Origin of the sequence: Curtobacterium sp. MCLR17_039 (assembly GCF_003234745.1) — a bacterium.
In the GTDB taxonomy this organism is placed as follows: Bacteria; Actinomycetota; Actinomycetes; order Actinomycetales; family Microbacteriaceae; genus Curtobacterium; species Curtobacterium flaccumfaciens.
In genome coordinates, this window is sequence record NZ_QKTF01000016.1 from 64,045 (window position 1) to 79,633 (window position 15,589).

Genomic DNA, 15,589 nt, shown 5'->3' on the forward strand with positions numbered 1-15,589 from the left:
GGGCACACCGGGGTCCATCCTCGCAGGTCCGGGGCGCTCCGCTCACGTGCGGTCGACGATCGCCCGCATCGTCGAGGCCGCCTCGTCCGGGCGGCCGTCGAGGACGGCATCGGCGAGTGCGAGGTGGAGGCCGACGTCGTGCCGGTCCGGGCGGACGCTCCCGCGTTCGCGCAGCACCTGACCGACGACCTGGTGCAGTCGTCGGTACAGCGCGTTGCCGGACAGGTCGAGCACGAGCGCGTGGAACCGCACGTCCGCGGCCACGAAGTCGGGGCGGTCGTCGCGGGTCGCGGCGGCGGCGAGTTCGTCCGCGGTGGTGCGGAGGGCCTCCCGTCGGTCCGCGAACTCGTCGAGCGCGACCCGCCGGGCTGCTGCGGCAGCGGCGGCGGGCTCGACCGCCGCACGCAGCTCACGGAGCTCGACCGCCACGCGGTCAGCGTCCGGGCCCCGCAGACGCCACCGCACCACGCGCGGGTCGAGGACGTCCCACTCCCGCGCGCCGAGCACGGTCACGCCGACCCGGCGCCGCGCGCTGAGCAGGCCGAGGGCGACGAGGACGCGGACGGCCTCGCGGACGATGCTGCGGCTGGCACCCGTCCAGGCCACCAGGTCGTCGATGCTCCGGCGGCTGCCCACGGCGACGGCACCGGAGACGACGGCGGCACCGACCTGGTCGAGGACCCGTTCGAAGGTGCTCGTCACCGCTGCGAGACCGGCGACACCACGAGCTCGTCGATGCGCACGTGCGCCGGCACCCCGAGCACGAAGGCGACCGTCCGCCCCACGTCCTCCGGCTGGAGCATGCGCTGCCGGGCGGCCGCATCGGGGACCTCCGGCCGCTGGTCGAGGAAGTCCGTCGCCACGTCACCCGGGCACAGGTGCGTGGCACGGACGCCGTGCTCGGCCTCCTGCTGGTTCAGCGTGCGGACGACCGACGCGAGCGCGGACTTGCTCGCCGAGTACGCGACACCCGCCCCCGGCTGGAAGGACCACCCGGCGTACGACGACACCACGACGACCACGCCGCCGGCCGCGCGGAGTGCCGGCAGCGCGGCGTCCACCAGCGTGACGACGGCGGTGAGGTTCGTGTCCACGATCGCGCGGAAGTCGGTGAGCGACTGGTCGTCCCACCGGCGTCGCGGGGCGTTGAGCCCGGCCGCCAGCACCAGCCCGTCGAGCCGGCCGTGCCGCTCGAGCACGGCGTCCCGCGCGGCGGTGACGGCGTCGGGGTCGTTCGCGTCGAGGGGCAGGACGTCCGCAGTTCCCCCGGCGCCGCGGACGGTGCGCGCGACCTGCTCGAGCCGGTCGGCACGACGTCCGCTGAGCACCACGGTCCAGCCGTCCCGCGCCGCCGCCTCGGCGCTCGCGGCTCCCATGCCGCTGCCCCCACCCGTGACCCAGAGCACACACTGATCCGTCATGCTCGAATAGTATGCCTATTGAAGCCACCGACGACGGGAGCAACGATGCACCTCGACCTGACCGACCGCGTGGTCGTCGTGACCGGCGCAGCGCGCGGGATCGGCCGCACACTCGCCGACCGCTTCGTCAGCGAGGGGTGCCGCGTCGTCGCGCTCGACCTGGCCTTCGAGCCGGACTTCCCGCTCGACCACGTCGTGTGCAACGTCGCCGACCCGCAGTCGGTGCACGACGCCGTGGACGAGGTCGTCGGGCGGCACGGCACGATCGACGTGCTGGTCAACAACGCCGGCATCAACGTCACGGGCACGGTCGCCGAACTGGAGTGGGACGCCTGGCGACGCTGCATGGACGTCAACCTCGGCGGCACGTTCCTGATGAGCCAGGCCGTCGCTCCGGTGATGCAGGCGGCCGGGCGCGGTCGGATCATCAACGCCGCCTCGTTCGCGGCGATCGTGCCCAGCGTCGGGAGCGCGGCCTACGCGGCGTCGAAGGCCGCCGTCGTCTCGTTCACCCGGGTCCTGGCGTCGGAGCTCGGCCCGTGGGGGATCACCGTGAACGCCTACGCACCGGGCATGGTGCCGACGGCGATGAACGGCTTCGCGACGATGCCGGCCGAGGCGCAGGACCGCCTGCTCGACACGCTGTCGCTCCGCCGGTGGGAGACGCCGGACGACGTCGCCGACCTGCTCGTCTTCGTGGCGAGCGACGCCTCCGGGTACATCACCGGCACCCTGCTCGACGTCTCCGGCGGCAAGCTCGCGACGCAGATCCCCGCCCGAGCGCACGGCCGGACCTGAGCGGACTGCTGTCCGGCCGCACAGGTTCTCCACATGGCCTCCTCCGTAGGCTGTGAAAGCCCAGTGAGCCGGACTGCAGCCCGACCCCGAGGAGGTGCCCGATGGTCCTCGTCCTCGTCGCGTTCGCGATCGTCGCCCTGATCGTCCCCGCCCTGACCCCCGTCCTCGGCCGCCGCGTGTTCTACGTGGCGGCCCTCGCCCCCGCCGCGGCGGCGGTGCTGACGATCGCCCAGACCGACGCCGCCCTGCACGGCAGCGTCGTCGAACGGCACCGGTGGGTCCCCCAGCTCGACCTCGACGTCACGCTGCGGATGGACGCCCTGTCGTGGGTGCTCGCACTGGTCGTCTCGATCGTCGGCGCGTTGGTGCTGGTCTACTGCGCCTCGTACTTCGCGCGGGACGAACCCGGGCTCGGTCGGTTCGCCGGGGTCCTGACCGCCTTCGCCGGCTCGATGTACGGCCTCGTGATCGCCGACGACGTGATCGTGCTGTTCGTCCTGTGGGAGGCCACGACGGTCTTCTCCTACCTGCTCATCGGGCACGACGCCGCGAAGCGTGCCAGTCGCGCCGCCGCCATGCAGGCCCTCGTGGTGACCACCGCCGGTGGCCTGGCGATGCTCGCTGGCCTCGTGATGCTCTCGGTCACGGCGGGCACGACCTCGCTGTCCGCGATCGTCGCCGATCCCCCGAGCGGCACGATCGTCTCGGTGTCGGTGGTCCTGGTGCTGCTCGGGGCGCTCACGAAGTCGGCGATCGTGCCCTTCCACTTCTGGCTCCCCGCCGCGATGGCCGCACCCACCCCGGTCAGCGCGTACCTGCACGCCGCCGCGATGGTGAAGGCCGGCATCTACCTGGTGGCCCGGCTCGCCCCGGCGTTCGCGCTGCTCGACGGCTGGCGCGAGACGATCACGCTGCTCGGCGTCGCCGGGATGCTCGTCGGCGGGTACCGGGCACTGCGGCAGACCGACCTCAAGCTCCTGCTCGCCTACGGCACCGTGGCCCAGCTCGGGTTCCTCGTGCTCGCCGCCGGCTGGGGTGCGCCCGCGGTCGCCCTCGGCGGGGTCGCACTCCTCGTGGCCCACGCCGCCTTCAAGTCGACGCTCTTCCTCGTGGTCGGCGCGATCGACCACGTCACGGGCACGCGTGACCTCGGCCGGCTCAGCGGACTCGGACGCGCCCGCCCGTGGCTGGCGGTCGTCGCGGTGCTCGCGCTGGTGTCGATGGCCGGGATCCCACCGACGATCGGGTTCGTCGCGAAGGAAGCCGTGCTGACCGGGTTCACCGAGTCCCTGCACGGTCCCGACGCCGGCTGGGCCTGGTTCGCCCTGATCGGCGTGACCGTCGGTTCGGTGCTGACCGTCGCCTACTCGCTGCGGTTCCTGTGGGGTGCCTTCGCCCGGAAGCCCGGCGTCGCGACCACCGAGCCGCACGCCCTGCACGGCCTCGCCGTCGTGCCCTCGGTGCTCGCGCTGGCCGGGCTCGCACTCGGCCTGTTCACGCCGCTGGTCGCGCACGGCATCGAGCCCGCTGCGACGACCGCGGCGCTCAGCGGACAGGAGGTCCCGCACCTCGCGCTCTGGCACGGCCTCGAACCCGCACTCGGCCTGTCCGCGATCACCCTGGTCGGCGGCCTCGCACTGTTCGCCCTGCGCCGCCCGGTCGAGGCACTCCAGCACCGGCTCGCCGGGTTCCCGAGTGCCGCGGGCACGTACCGGCACGGCATGCGACTGCTCGACCGCGGAGCGACCGGACTCACCGCGAGCCTGCAGCGCGGCTCGCTCCCCTACTACCTGACGGTGATCCTGTCGGTCTTCGTCGCCGGGGCGCTCGCCAACCTGGTGCTCGGCGGGCCGTGGGAGTTCCACGTCCGGTTCGCCGACTCGTGGGGCCAGATCCCGGTGATGATCGTGATGTCGATCGCCGGCATCGCGGTGCTCACGGCGAAGACCCGGTTCGCCGCCGCCGTGCTGGTCGGCGTCACCGGCTACGGCCTCTCGGTGCTGTTCGTCCTGCACGGCGCCGTCGACCTCGCCCTGACGCAGCTCGTGGTCGAGACGGTCACCCTGATCGCCTTCGTCCTGGTCCTCCGACGGCTGCCCCCGCGCATCGCCACCACCAACCCGTCGCGGTTCCGGGTCGTGCGGGCGCTCTTCGCCGGTCTGGCGGGGCTGACACTGGCGATCGTCGTCGTGGTGGCCGCCTCCGCCCGCACGGCCCGCCCCCTCTGGCCCGACCTGCCAGCGCTGACGAGCTCGTTCGGGCACGGTCTGAACGTCGTGAACGTCGCCCTCGTCGACCTGCGCGGCTGGGACACCCTCGGTGAGCTCACCGTCGTGGTCGCCGCGGCCACCGGCGTCGCGAGCCTGATCTTCGTGAACTCGCGCGAGGACACCCTGCCGCGACTGCGTGACCTGCCGGAGACCCTGACCGCGAACGGCGAGCGCACCGACGGTGAACCCCGCGCCTGGCTGCCGACGAGCGCCGCGATCCCGACCGGCCGCTCGGCCCTGCTCGACGTGGTCGTCCGACTGCTGTTCCACGGCCTGATCGTGCTGTCGCTCTACCTGCTGTTCGCCGGCCACAACTCGGCGGGCGGCGGGTTCGCCGGCGGTCTGGTCGCCGGCATCGCCCTCGCGGCCCGCTACCTGGCCGGCGGTCCCGCCGAACTCGGTGCAGCGGCCCCGGTGCGTGCCGGTCGCCTGCTCGGTCTGGGGGTCGCGACGGCCGCCGTCACGGCGATCGTGCCGCTGTTCTTCGGTCGCGAAGCCCTGTACTCCGAGTTCTTCGAGGCCACCGTCCCGGTCCTCGGACACGTCGAGTTCGTCACCGCCACGTTCTTCGACATCGGCGTGTACCTGGTCGTCGTCGGCCTGGTGCTCGACGTCCTCCGCAGCCTCGGCGCCGAGGTCGACCGGCAGCGCCTCGAGGACGCCTCGACCCCGACCCGCGACACCACCGAGGGGTCCGTCAGCGACGCCATCGATGCCCCCACCCCGGAAGGGAGCGCCACATGACCGTCACCCTCGTCCTCGTGATCGCCATGGCGGTGCTGTTCTCGTGCGGCGTCTACCTGCTGCTCGAACGCTCCCTGACCCGGATGCTCCTCGGCTTCCTGCTGCTCGGCAACTCGCTCAACCTGCTGCTGCTGGTGATGTCCGGCGCCGCGGGCGACCCGCCGATCGGCAAGAGCGCCGAGGGCATCACCGATCCGCTCCCCCAGGCGTTCGCGCTGACCGCGATCGTGATCACCTTCGCCGTGAGCGCGTTCCTGCTGGCCCTGATCCACCGGTCGTGGCAGCTGTCCCGCGCCGACGAGGTCGAGGTCGACGAGGCCGACGCCGCGATCGGCCGTGACCGTGACGAGCCGGCCGACGAGGACCCGGAGACCACCACCGACGCAGAACAGGAGGCGACCCGATGACCTGGCTCGTCCCGCTCCTCGTCCTCGTCCCGCTGCTCGGTGCCGCGGTCGCGCTCGGACTCCTCCGCCACCAGAAGCTCCAGCGTGCGATCACCGTCGTGGTGCTCGTCGTGGCCCTGGCTGTGGCCGCCACGCTCATGGTCCTGGTCGACCGGCACGGCACGATCGTGGTGCAGGTCGGCGGCTGGGACGCCCCGTACGGCATCTCGCTCGTCGTCGACCGGCTGAGCGCCCTGCTGCTCACCGTCAGTGCGAGCGTCCTGCTGCTCGTCCTGCTGTTCTCGATCGGCCAGGGTCTGGCCGCCGACGACGAGGACGCCCCGGTCACGATCTTCTACCCGACGTACCTGGTGCTCGCCGCCGGCGTGCTCGACTCGTTCATCGCGGGCGACCTGTTCAACCTGTACGTCGCGTTCGAGATGCTGCTGGTGGCGAGCTACGTGCTCATCACGCTGGGCGGCAGCGAACAGCGCGTCCGGGCCGGCACGACGTACATCGTCACGAGCCTGATTGCGTCGGCGATCTTCCTCGCCGCCATCGGTCTGGTCTACGGCGCCACCGGCACGGTGAACATCGCGCAGATCAGCGAGCGCGTCGCCGACCTGCCGGAGCACGTCCAGCTGCTCCTGCACACGATGCTGCTGATCGGGTTCGGCATCAAGGCGGCCGTGTTCCCGCTGGCGTTCTGGCTGCCGGACTCGTACCCGACGGCCCCGGCGCCGGTCACCGCCGTCTTCGCGGGCCTGCTGACCAAGGTCGGCATCTACGCGATCATCCGGCTCGAAACGGTGATCTTCCCGCGACCACAGCTCAACGAGGTGCTGCTCGTCGTCGCGGCACTGACGATGGTGGTCGGGGTGCTCGGCGCGGTGTCGCAGACCGACGTGAAACGGCTGCTGTCCTTCACGCTGATCAGCCACATCGGCTTCATGGTGATGGGCGTCGGACTCGGCACCGTCGCGGGGACGGCGGCAGCGGTGTTCTACACGGTGCACCACATCGTCGTGCAGACCACGCTGTTCCTGGTGTCCGGCCTGATGGAACGCGTCGGCGGGACGACCTCGACCCGGTCGCTCGGCGGACTGCTGAAGGCCGCACCGCTGCTGGCCGCCCTGTACCTGATCCCCGCGTTCAACCTGGGCGGGATCCCGCCGTTCTCCGGCTTCATCGGCAAGCTCGGCCTGTTCCGCGCCGCCGCCGAGGACGGTTCCCCGATGGCGTACGTCACCATCGGCGCCGGCGTCGTCACCTCGCTGCTCACCCTGTACGCGCTCATGCGGGTCTGGGACGCCGCCTTCTGGCGGCCGAAGCCGGCGGCCGAGGCCGCCGCCCCGCACGCGACGAGCGCGGAACCGCACGCCCACCTGCGGTCGCCGGAACCGGCTCCCCTCACCGTCTCCGAGGAGACGGGCGAGGCCTACCACCCGGGAGGCTCGGTGACGGTCACCGACGCACCGCACGCAGCCACCGACTCCAGTCCGACCACCGGCGTGACCGAGGCGGTCGGCGAGGCTCCCGAGAAGGTGCGCCTGCCGCGCATGCTCGTCGGTGTGACGACGATCGCGGTGCTCGGGTCCGTCGCGCTGACCGTCGTCGCCGGCCCGCTCTACGGCTACGCGACCCGCGCAGCGGAGTCGCTGGAGTCGCCCGACCGCTACGTGCAGGCCGTGCTCGGAGGTGAGCGATGACCGACGTCCGCCGCATCTCCAACGCCAGGCGGATCGCGCTGGCGTGGCGCTACGACGTTCCCCTCGTCGCGGGCCTCACCGTGCTCTGGGCGCTGCTCTGGGGGTCGTGGACCCCGCTGACGCTGCTGTGCGGCATCGTCGTGGCGCTCCTCGTCACCCAGGCGCTGCCGCTCCCGCCGGTCCCGCTGTCCGCACGGTTCTCGATCGTGCACGTGCTGCGGTTCCTGGTGGTCTGGTCCGGGCTCGTCGTCGTGGCGTCCTTCCGGGTCGCGTGGGTCGCGTTCCGTCCCCGCGGTGTGCGGCGCAGCTCGATCACGCTCGTACAGCTGCACTCCACGTCCGAGATGACCTTCACGCTGGCCACGCTCGCGATCTCGCTCGTGCCCGGCTCGTACGTCGCCGACGTGGACCTGCGGCGCCGTCGCCTGCTGCTCCACGTGCTCGACACCGAGCGCCCGGAGCAGGTCGAGGACGAACGCCGCGTCGCACTCCGGATCGAGGCCATGGTCATCCGCGCACTGGGCTCCAAGCAGGACCTCTCCGAACTGTCCGAGCCGCTGCCGGAGGTGACCCGGTGAGCCCCGCCGTCGTCGTGATGGGCATCGCCGTCGCGCTCGTGCTCGCGCTCCTCGGGGCGACGTTCGCCCTCGCGGTGTTCCGGATCGTGCGCGGCCCGACCATCCTCGACCGCATGATCGGCTCGGACATGGTGCTGACCACCGTGCTCGTGGTGATCGCCGCCGCGATGGTCATCCGCCAGGACCTGACCGGCATCCCCGTGCTCGTGGTGATCTCGGCGACGAGCGTGTTCGCCACGGTCGCCGTGGCCCGGGCCGTCACACCCTCGGCGGACCCGTCCGACGAGGGGCTGACCGTCACCACCCCCGAGCGCGCCGAGGAGGACCAGTCGTGATCGAGATCATCGAGTCGTTCGTCGACGACGCCGGCATCCGCGCCTGGATCGCCATCGCGCTGCTGCTCGTCGGGTCGCTGCTGTCGCTCGGCGCCGGGGTCGGCATCGTCCGGTTCCCGGACCCGCTCGTCCGCCTGCACGCGATGGCGAAGCCGCAGGTGCTCGGGCTCGCACTCGCGCTGGCCGCCATCGTCGTCGCGGTGTGGACGTGGACGGCGTTCTGGGTCGTCCTGCCGATCATGGTGTTCCAGCTGTTCCTGGTGCCCGTGTCGACGCACATGATCGCCCGCGCCGGCCTGCGCGCCGACGACTACCGGCACGAGGACCTGCTCGTCGACGACACGGAGTCCTGACGCACCGATCTGCCGGATCGGAGGCCCGTGGCGGCGTCGCCACGGGCCTCCGATCCGTCAGGCGCTCACGTTCGCGGTCAGGCGGTCGCGACCCGACGCGGGAGCAGCAGGTTGAGGACCGCGGCGACCACCACGATCGCGGCGGAGGCCGCCGGCAGCAGCATCGCCGCGGCGGTGCCGTGGTGCTCGGCGACGTCACCGGTGATGGCGGAGGCGATCGACTGGCCGACGATGACGGCGGACCCGAGGATCGTCATCGTGGTGGCGGAGCGGCCGACGGGTGACCGGTCCGAGCCGAGGCTGTACTGGGCGACCAGGGTGGGTCCGATCCCGATGCCCATCACCGCGAGGACGACGCCCGCGGCGACGACGGAGTCGGCGCTGGCGAACGCGACCGCACCGGCGAGGAGCACGACGCCGAAGACGAGCCAGCGCCAGCCGAGGCCGAAGGCCCGGGGGAACGCCGCCGACCCGAGTGCCAGCCCGGCGGACCCGATGCCCATCAGGCCGTAGAGCAGGCCGGCCTGCGAGGCCTCACCGTGGGTCTCCATGAACGCCGTCAGCGAGGTGAGCGTCGAGCCGAAGAACAGCCCGATGCCGAGGATGCCGATGACCACGACGACGAGCCGCGGACGCAGGAGCTGCCGCGCGGGTGCCTGCGTCGACTCCGCGTGCTGGCCGACCACGAGCTTGCCGGTCGGGTGCAGCGCGAACGCCGTGACGAACACGAACGTCAGGACCGAGGCGCCGGCGACGGCCACCCACGGGGCGATCGCGCTGGCGAGGATGCCGACCAGGAACGGGCCGATGATGAACACGGTCTCGTCGGCGGCGGACTCGTAGGCCATGGTGCCGCTGAGGGTCTTCTCGCGCCGCGCCGGGGCCATGCGCTGCCGGATGATCGCGACGAGCCGCGTGCGGGACATCGGGGCGACCTGCGGTGCCGAGGCGCCGATGCAGAACGCGACCGCGAGGACGGCGAGGTCGGGCGCGGTGCCGCTGACGACGAACGGGAAGAGTCCGAGCAGCGCCGCGTTCACCAGGCCGACGGGGACGAGCACTGCGCGCTGGCCGAAGCGGTCCGCGGCGGCGCCGACCATCGGGCCGAAGATCGCGGAGCCGATGCCGACGGCGGCGGAGTTGATGCCGCCGAGGGCGACGGAGTCACGGGCGGCGACGACGAGGGTGAGGACACCGACCACCATCATCGCGAAGGGGAGCCGGGCGATGAACGCCACGGGGAAGTACCAGCGTCCGGCGAGGGAGACGAGCGAGCGGTCCGGAGCGGGCGGGGCGTCGCCGGTGGCGGGGGTGTCGCCGGTGGCGGGGGTGTCGCCGGTGGAGCGGGTCTGGAGCATTGGGGTGTGCCTTCTCGGCCCGCCCGGTTCGGTGGCGGCGGACCCATCGGGTGCCGCCGTTGTCCGCCGGGGAGCCGGCGGCCGGTAGATACACACTGCGTGTTGTCGAACGCTGTCGATGGTACCAATCGGCCACCGCGCAGCGGAGGAGTTCGCTCCGGGTGCCGTCCCGCCGGCCGTCCGCGGTGCGGTCACAGACCGTCGCCTGCGGCGCCGCCAGCCGACAGTTCGTGACCGGTCGGCACGCGACCCGCGACGTGTCGCGACCACTCGGCGCGGGGCGACCACGCGACACGACGCGACCGGCCGACGGACGGGAGGCGCGTGGCGGGGCGCCCCGCGCCTCCCGGCCGCCGCACCGCGCGCCCAGGACCCCGCACCGGTCACGACACCCCGGCCGCACCCCGCGGTGCGGTCGCAGACCGTCGCCTGCGGCGCCGCCAGCCGACAGTTCGTGACCGGTCGGCACGCGACCGGCGACGTGTCGCGACCAGTCGGCGGGATCCGCCGAGCGACGAGATACGACCGGCCGAGGGACTGCTGCGGCGTGGCGCTCGGGTCAGGAGACCTCGCCCGCGCGGGCTCCCGCCCACAGGTCGACGTCCGTGATGCCGACGGAGTGCTCGTCGATGACGCGGAGCTCCTCGTCCGTGAACAAGGTGTTCGACAGCGCGGCGACGTTGTCCTCGAGCTGCGACACCCGCGAGGCACCGATCACGAGCGAGGTCACCCGCTCGTCCCGGAGCGCCCACGCGAGGGCGAGCTGCGCGAGGGACTGTCCGCGCGCGGCCGCGACGTCGTTCAGGGCACGGAGGTGCTCGACGACCTCGGGCGTGATGCTCGACGCGTCGAGGGACTTGCCCGCTGCCGCGCGGGAGTCCTCGGGCACACCGTTCAGGTACTTGCCGGTCAGCAGCCCCTGCGCCAGCGCGGTGAAGCCGATGACGCCGAAGCCGAGCTCGCCGGCGGCGTCGAGCAGCCCCTCGGTCTCGATCCAGCGGTTGAGCATCGAGTACGAGGGCTGGTGGATGAGGAGCGGCGTGCCGAGGTCGCGGAGGATCTCGGCCGCCTGCCGGCTGCGCTCGGCGTCGTACGACGAGATCCCGACGTACAGCGCCTTGCCCTGCTGGACCGCGGTGTGCAGGGCGCCCATCGTCTCCTCGAGCGGGGTCGAGGCGTCGAGACGGTGCGAGTAGAAGACGTCGACGTAGTCCAGGCCCGTGCGCTGCAGCGACTGGTCGAGCGAGGCGAGCACGTACTTGCGCGAGCCACCGCCCTGCCCGTACGGCCCCGGCCACATGTCCCAGCCGGCCTTCGTCGAGATGACCATCTCGTCGCGGTAGGGCCGGAAGTCCTCGCGCATCAGGCGGCCGAAGTTCACCTCGGCGGCACCGTACGGCGGGCCGTAGTTGTTCGCGAGGTCGTGGTGGGTGATCCCGAGGTCGAACGCCCGGCGGCTGATGGCACGCTGGTTCTCGAAGGGCATGTCGTCCCCGAAGTTGTGCCAGTACCCCAGGGAGAGCAGCGGCAGGTCGAGGCCCGAGCGGCCGGTCCGGCGGTACGTCATCGAGTCGTAGCGGTCGTCACTGGCGATGTAGGTCATGGGACGAGCCTGGCACTCGATCGGGCCCGGGCCTCGCACGCTTCGCTTCGCGGACCCATGATGGGTGCACCAGACCACGAGGAGACGACGATGGCACGGACGACGAAGACCGAGACCACCTTCACCGACGAGGAGCGCGCGGCGATGCAGGAGCACGCCGCAGAGGTCAAGCGCGCCCGCGGCACGAAGGGCACCAAGGCCGAGAAGGCAGCGGCCGACGCCGCTGCGGTCGAGGCCAAGATCGCCGAGATGCCCCAGCCGGACCGGGGGCTGGCGGAGCGCATCCACCGCATCGCGCTCGAGGTCGCGCCCGAGCTCGCGCCGAAGCTCTGGTACGGCATGCCCGCCTACGCTCGGGACGGCAAGGCGGTGTTCTTCTTCCAGGACGCCGCGAAGTTCAAGGCCCGCTACGCGACGCTCGGGTTCCAGGACTCGGCCGCGCTCGACGACGGCACGTTCTGGCCGACGTCGTGGGCGATCAGCCCCGAGTTCTCCGAGGCCGACGAGGCACGGGTGGCCGACCTGATCCGTCGCGCGGTCGGTTGACGGTGCTCGGGCTGGGCGCCGCTCCCGTCTTCGCCCTGCTGTTCCTGGTGCTGTACGTCCTGGGGCGGCGACGGGACCCGCGGATGCTCCGCAACGGGGTGTTCCTGACGGCGGCCGTGCTGTTCGGGCTCGCGACGGTCGTGGCCGTGCTCACCAGGGTGGTCCCCGGGTTCAGCCTGCTCGTCGCCGTGGTGCTGCTGCTCGTGCCGCTGGCCGTCGTGGTGCTCGGGGTCGCCCTGGTCGCGAACGGTCTGCAGATGCTCCGGGCCGAGGGGCGCAGCGTCGGCAACCTGCTGTCGCTCGCCGCCGGGGTGGCGGTGTTCGTGCTGCCGGCGGTCGCCATCGCCCTGCTCGTCTCGGGCAGCGGCGAGGGCTTCACGCTGTGGGACGGCACGAAGATCGCGATCGCCGTGCTGATGGTGTTCGTCTGCGGGTACTTCGCGCTGTCGCTGGTCGCGTTCGCCCTGTACTCAGTGGTCTACGGGCGGACGCGGCACGGCATCGTCCCCGACACGATCGTGGTCCTCGGCTCCGGGCTCGTGCACGGCGAGGTCCCGCCCCTGCTGCAGAGTCGACTCGACCGGGCGCTCGGCGTCTACCGGGCCGAACGGGCAGCCGGACGCCGACCGCTCCTCGTGCCGTCCGGCGGACAGGGCGACGACGAACCCCGTCCCGAGGGCACCGCGATGGCCGAGTACCTGGTGGCGCACGGTGCCGACGCGGACGACGTCGTCGCGGAGACCGCGTCGCGGAACACCCGCGAGAACCTCCGGTTCTCGCGGGACGTGCAGACGGCCGCCGGTCGGGACGGCCAGATGGTCGTGGTCACGAACAACTACCACGTGCTGCGGGCGGCGACCCTGGCCCGCCGCCTCGATCTGCCCGCCCAGGTCGTCGGCGCGCGCACGGCGGCGTACTACGTACCGAGTGCATTCCTGCGGGAGTTCGCCGCGGTGATCGTCGAGCACCGCTGGCTCAACGTGGTCGCCTGCACGCCGTTCGTGCTGTTCACCGGGTTCCTGCTCTGGGAGTCCTTCCAGCAGTAGGATCTCCACCATGGTCGAGATCCAGGCACCGCGGCCGACCGACCTGCTGCCCATCGGCGAGATCGTCCGCCGCACGGGCGTCGCCGCGTCGGCCCTGCACTTCTACGAACGCAAGGGCCTGATCCACCCGGAACGCACCGACGGCGGCACGCGGATGTACCCGCGGCACGTCGAACGGCGGATCGCGATCATCCAGGTGGCCAAACGCCTCGGCATCCCGCTCAGCGAGGTCGCCGAGCAGTTCGAGGCGCTGCCCGCCGACCGCATGCCCTCGCTGCGCGACTGGAACCGGTTGAACGAACGGTGGCGCGCACGGCTGCGGGCCCGCCAGCTCGAGCTCGAGCGCCTGCAGCAGGAGATGACGCAGTGCATCGGCTGCGGGTGCGTCTCGCTGGGAGCGTGTTCGGTCGTGAACCCGGGCGACACCCTGGGCGACGAGGGCCACGGCGCGCGTCGCCTGCTGCCGATCCAGGACGAGGCGGCCGACGATGCCGACACCACTGCCGACGACGACGCAGCGGCTGCCGCTGCCGCCGCCGCCGCCGCCGCCGCCGAGGACGCTGTCGCCTAGCCCGCGCGGAGCCCGTCGTCGATCCGCTGCAACAGCTCCAGCGCCTCGACCGCACCCCGTTCGTCGCCGCCGAGGGCCGTCCGGAGCTTGCCGGACCAGTGCCGGTAGAGCCGGTCCACGCTCTCCTGGGCCAGGGCGGTCGAGTGCAGCTGCACGGTCCGGGCATCCGCCGGGTCCTGGCGCCGCTCGACCATGCCCTTCGCCACGAGCGACCGGAGTGCGACGCTGAGGTTGCTGCGCTGCAGGGCGGTCGCCTCGGCGGTGGCGCTGGGCGAGGTGCCGGGGTTGCGGTTGATCCAGCGCATCACGAGCGCTTCGGTTCCGGTCAGCGGCACGATGTCAAGGGTCTCGGAGCCGTGTGGATCGATGTCACGCGCGATCCGGAGCAGGACGTCCGCGAACTCGGCGAGGACGTGGTCGGACACGGCGGAGTGCATGACCGTACTGTACCGATCTCCGGCGATGAGTTATGCTTTCATAACAATGACCACGGACACCGGAACCATCCGCGCGACGATCGCGACACCCACGACCAAGCAGCAGGGCATCACGACCGCGCTGCTCCTGGTGCTCGGCCTGCTCAGTGCCGTCGCCCCCTTCGCCACCGACCTGTACCTGCCGGCGTTCCCGCAGATGACCACCGACCTCGGGGCGAGCGCCACCGCCGTCCAGCTCACCCTCACCGCGTTCCTGGTGGGCGTGACCGCGGGCCAGCTCGTGTTCGGTCCGCTGTCCGACCGGTTCGGCCGCGTGCCGCCGCTCATCGCCGGTGCCGCGGTGTGCGTGCTCGCCAGCATCGCCGCGGTGCTCGCGCCGAACATCGGCGTGCTCATCGCGGCCCGCCTGCTGCAGGGCCTCGGCGGTGCGGCCGGCATGGTGATCAGCCGTGCGGTCATCTCCGACCTGGCGACCGGCAAGTCCGCCGCCCGCGCGTTCTCGCTCATGATGATCGTCGGCGGGGTCGCCCCGGTCGTCGCACCGCTGCTCGGCGGCCTGCTCACCGGCCCGATCGGCTGGCGTGGCCTGCTCTCGATCGTGCTCGGCCTGTCGGTCGTCATGCTCATCGCGGTCCTCGCCGTGATCCGCGAGACCCACCTGAAGGAACACCGCGACGCCCTGCGTGCGGAACGCCGTGGCTCCGGCTCGGCCCTGCGTGCCCTGCGCTCCCGCACGTTCCTCGGTTACACCGCGGTGTTCGGCTTCGCGTTCGCCGTGATGATGGCCTACATCTCCGCGTCGCCGTTCCTGTACCAGGACATGATCGGCTTCGGCACGGTCGGCTACGGCCTGGCCTTCGGGCTGAACGCCCTGGCGCTCATGGGCGTCAGCATCCTGTCCGCCAAGCTCACCGCGACCCGTTCGGTCACGGGCGTGCTGTCGCTCGGCATCGTGCTGGTGCTCGCGTCGACGGTGGCGTTCGCGCTGCTCGTCGTCTCCGGGGCGCCGGTCATCTGGCTCGCCGTGCCGCTGTTCACCGCGGTCGGTTCGCTCGGTCTGGTGCTCGGCAACGCCACGGCACTCGCCCTCGGCGCCGTGCCGTCGGCCGCCGGCAGCGCCTCGGCCGTGCTCGGTGCCCTGCAGTTCGGGCTCGCGGCGCTCGTGTCCCCGCTCGTCAGCATCGGTGGCTCGGACACCGCGGCGCCGCTGGCGATCGTGATGCTCGCCGCCGCCGTGGTGGCCGTCGTGGCGCTGCTCGCGGCGCGGGGCCGGACCAGCACGCTCCGCTGACCCGGAACGGCGCCGCCCGCTGACCCGGAACGACACTGTCGACGTCGTACGACATCGACAGTGTCGTTCCGCGTCGGCCAGACCACCATCAACCACCCCAGCCCCAGCCCAACAGCCCAGCCCAACCCGCCCGGCGTCAGCCC

The 15,589-nt window shown here is 72.2% G+C and carries 16 protein-coding genes; 11 read left to right on the plus strand and 5 right to left on the minus strand.

Features of this window, described 5'->3' with window-relative positions; all coding sequences use genetic code 11:
* Positions 1–42 precede the first annotated feature (42 nt).
* A complete protein-coding gene (locus DEJ00_RS15825) occupies positions 43–702 on the minus strand; it encodes a FadR/GntR family transcriptional regulator (protein WP_111058009.1) in 660 nt (219 codons plus the stop codon).
* Positions 699–1,421 carry an SDR family oxidoreductase gene (locus DEJ00_RS15830; RefSeq protein ID WP_181440209.1) on the minus strand — a complete coding sequence of 241 codons (723 nt, stop codon included), beginning with the start codon at positions 1,419–1,421 and terminating at the stop codon, positions 699–701. Before DEJ00_RS15830 ends, DEJ00_RS15825 begins: the two co-directional genes overlap by 4 nt.
* A gap of 45 nt (positions 1,422–1,466) precedes the next feature.
* Between DEJ00_RS15830 and DEJ00_RS15835 the strand changes: the two genes are divergently transcribed.
* From DEJ00_RS15835 to mnhG, 7 genes are all read left to right on the plus strand, one after another.
* Positions 1,467–2,219: an SDR family NAD(P)-dependent oxidoreductase gene (locus tag DEJ00_RS15835; RefSeq protein ID WP_111058011.1), complete on the plus strand. Its 753-nt coding sequence runs from the start codon at positions 1,467–1,469 to the stop codon at positions 2,217–2,219.
* A gap of 101 nt (positions 2,220–2,320) precedes the next feature.
* Positions 2,321–5,233, plus strand: coding sequence for a Na+/H+ antiporter subunit A (locus DEJ00_RS15840; protein WP_111058012.1), 2,913 nt, complete (start codon positions 2,321–2,323; stop codon positions 5,231–5,233).
* A complete protein-coding gene (locus tag DEJ00_RS15845; RefSeq protein ID WP_017887553.1) occupies positions 5,230–5,640 on the plus strand; it encodes a Na(+)/H(+) antiporter subunit C in 411 nt (136 codons plus the stop codon). The genes DEJ00_RS15840 and DEJ00_RS15845 overlap by 4 nt, the downstream gene beginning before the upstream one ends.
* A complete protein-coding gene (locus DEJ00_RS15850; protein ID WP_111058013.1) occupies positions 5,637–7,328 on the plus strand; it encodes a Na+/H+ antiporter subunit D in 1,692 nt (563 codons plus the stop codon). Before DEJ00_RS15845 ends, DEJ00_RS15850 begins: the two co-directional genes overlap by 4 nt.
* On the plus strand, positions 7,325–7,906 hold the full coding sequence (locus DEJ00_RS15855) for a Na+/H+ antiporter subunit E (protein ID WP_111058014.1): 582 nt from the start codon (positions 7,325–7,327) through the stop codon (positions 7,904–7,906). Before DEJ00_RS15850 ends, DEJ00_RS15855 begins: the two co-directional genes overlap by 4 nt.
* On the plus strand, positions 7,903–8,241 hold the full coding sequence (locus DEJ00_RS15860; RefSeq protein ID WP_051597118.1) for a hypothetical protein: 339 nt from the start codon (positions 7,903–7,905) through the stop codon (positions 8,239–8,241). The genes DEJ00_RS15855 and DEJ00_RS15860 overlap by 4 nt, the downstream gene beginning before the upstream one ends.
* The gene (gene mnhG, locus DEJ00_RS15865; protein ID WP_051597119.1) at positions 8,238–8,594 is read left to right on the plus strand and encodes a monovalent cation/H(+) antiporter subunit G; all 357 of its coding nucleotides are present in this window, start codon (positions 8,238–8,240) and stop codon (positions 8,592–8,594) included. The genes DEJ00_RS15860 and mnhG overlap by 4 nt, the downstream gene beginning before the upstream one ends.
* Before the next feature lie 77 nt (positions 8,595–8,671).
* On the opposite strand, the gene DEJ00_RS15870 is transcribed toward mnhG, so the two are convergent.
* The gene (locus tag DEJ00_RS15870; protein WP_111058015.1) at positions 8,672–9,952 is read right to left on the minus strand and encodes an MFS transporter; all 1,281 of its coding nucleotides are present in this window, start codon (positions 9,950–9,952) and stop codon (positions 8,672–8,674) included.
* 559 nt (positions 9,953–10,511) lie between these two features.
* Positions 10,512–11,555, minus strand: a complete 1,044-nt coding sequence (mgrA, locus tag DEJ00_RS15875; protein ID WP_111058016.1) for an L-glyceraldehyde 3-phosphate reductase — start codon at positions 11,553–11,555, stop codon at positions 10,512–10,514.
* A 90-nt stretch (positions 11,556–11,645) separates the two neighbouring features.
* On the opposite strand from mgrA, the gene DEJ00_RS15880 reads away from it, so the two are divergent.
* From DEJ00_RS15880 to soxR, 3 genes are read left to right on the plus strand one after another with little or no spacing between them, the layout of a single operon-like run.
* On the plus strand, positions 11,646–12,101 hold the full coding sequence (locus DEJ00_RS15880; RefSeq protein WP_196783353.1) for an iron chaperone: 456 nt from the start codon (positions 11,646–11,648) through the stop codon (positions 12,099–12,101).
* Positions 12,102–12,103: 2 nt separating this feature from the next.
* Positions 12,104–13,147 carry a YdcF family protein gene (locus DEJ00_RS15885; RefSeq protein WP_035809656.1) on the plus strand — a complete coding sequence of 348 codons (1,044 nt, stop codon included), beginning with the start codon at positions 12,104–12,106 and terminating at the stop codon, positions 13,145–13,147.
* Between the two features lie 10 nt (positions 13,148–13,157).
* Positions 13,158–13,718 carry a redox-sensitive transcriptional activator SoxR gene (soxR, locus tag DEJ00_RS15890; RefSeq protein WP_258373710.1) on the plus strand — a complete coding sequence of 187 codons (561 nt, stop codon included), beginning with the start codon at positions 13,158–13,160 and terminating at the stop codon, positions 13,716–13,718.
* Here soxR and DEJ00_RS15895 read toward each other — a convergent pair.
* Positions 13,715–14,155: a MarR family winged helix-turn-helix transcriptional regulator gene (locus DEJ00_RS15895; RefSeq protein WP_216852147.1), complete on the minus strand. Its 441-nt coding sequence runs from the start codon at positions 14,153–14,155 to the stop codon at positions 13,715–13,717. The two genes, soxR and DEJ00_RS15895, sit on opposite strands and share 4 nt — an antisense overlap.
* A 46-nt stretch (positions 14,156–14,201) precedes the next feature.
* On the opposite strand from DEJ00_RS15895, the gene DEJ00_RS15900 reads away from it, so the two are divergent.
* Positions 14,202–15,446, plus strand: coding sequence for a multidrug effflux MFS transporter (locus tag DEJ00_RS15900; protein ID WP_111058017.1), 1,245 nt, complete (start codon positions 14,202–14,204; stop codon positions 15,444–15,446).
* Positions 15,447–15,589 lie beyond the last annotated feature (143 nt).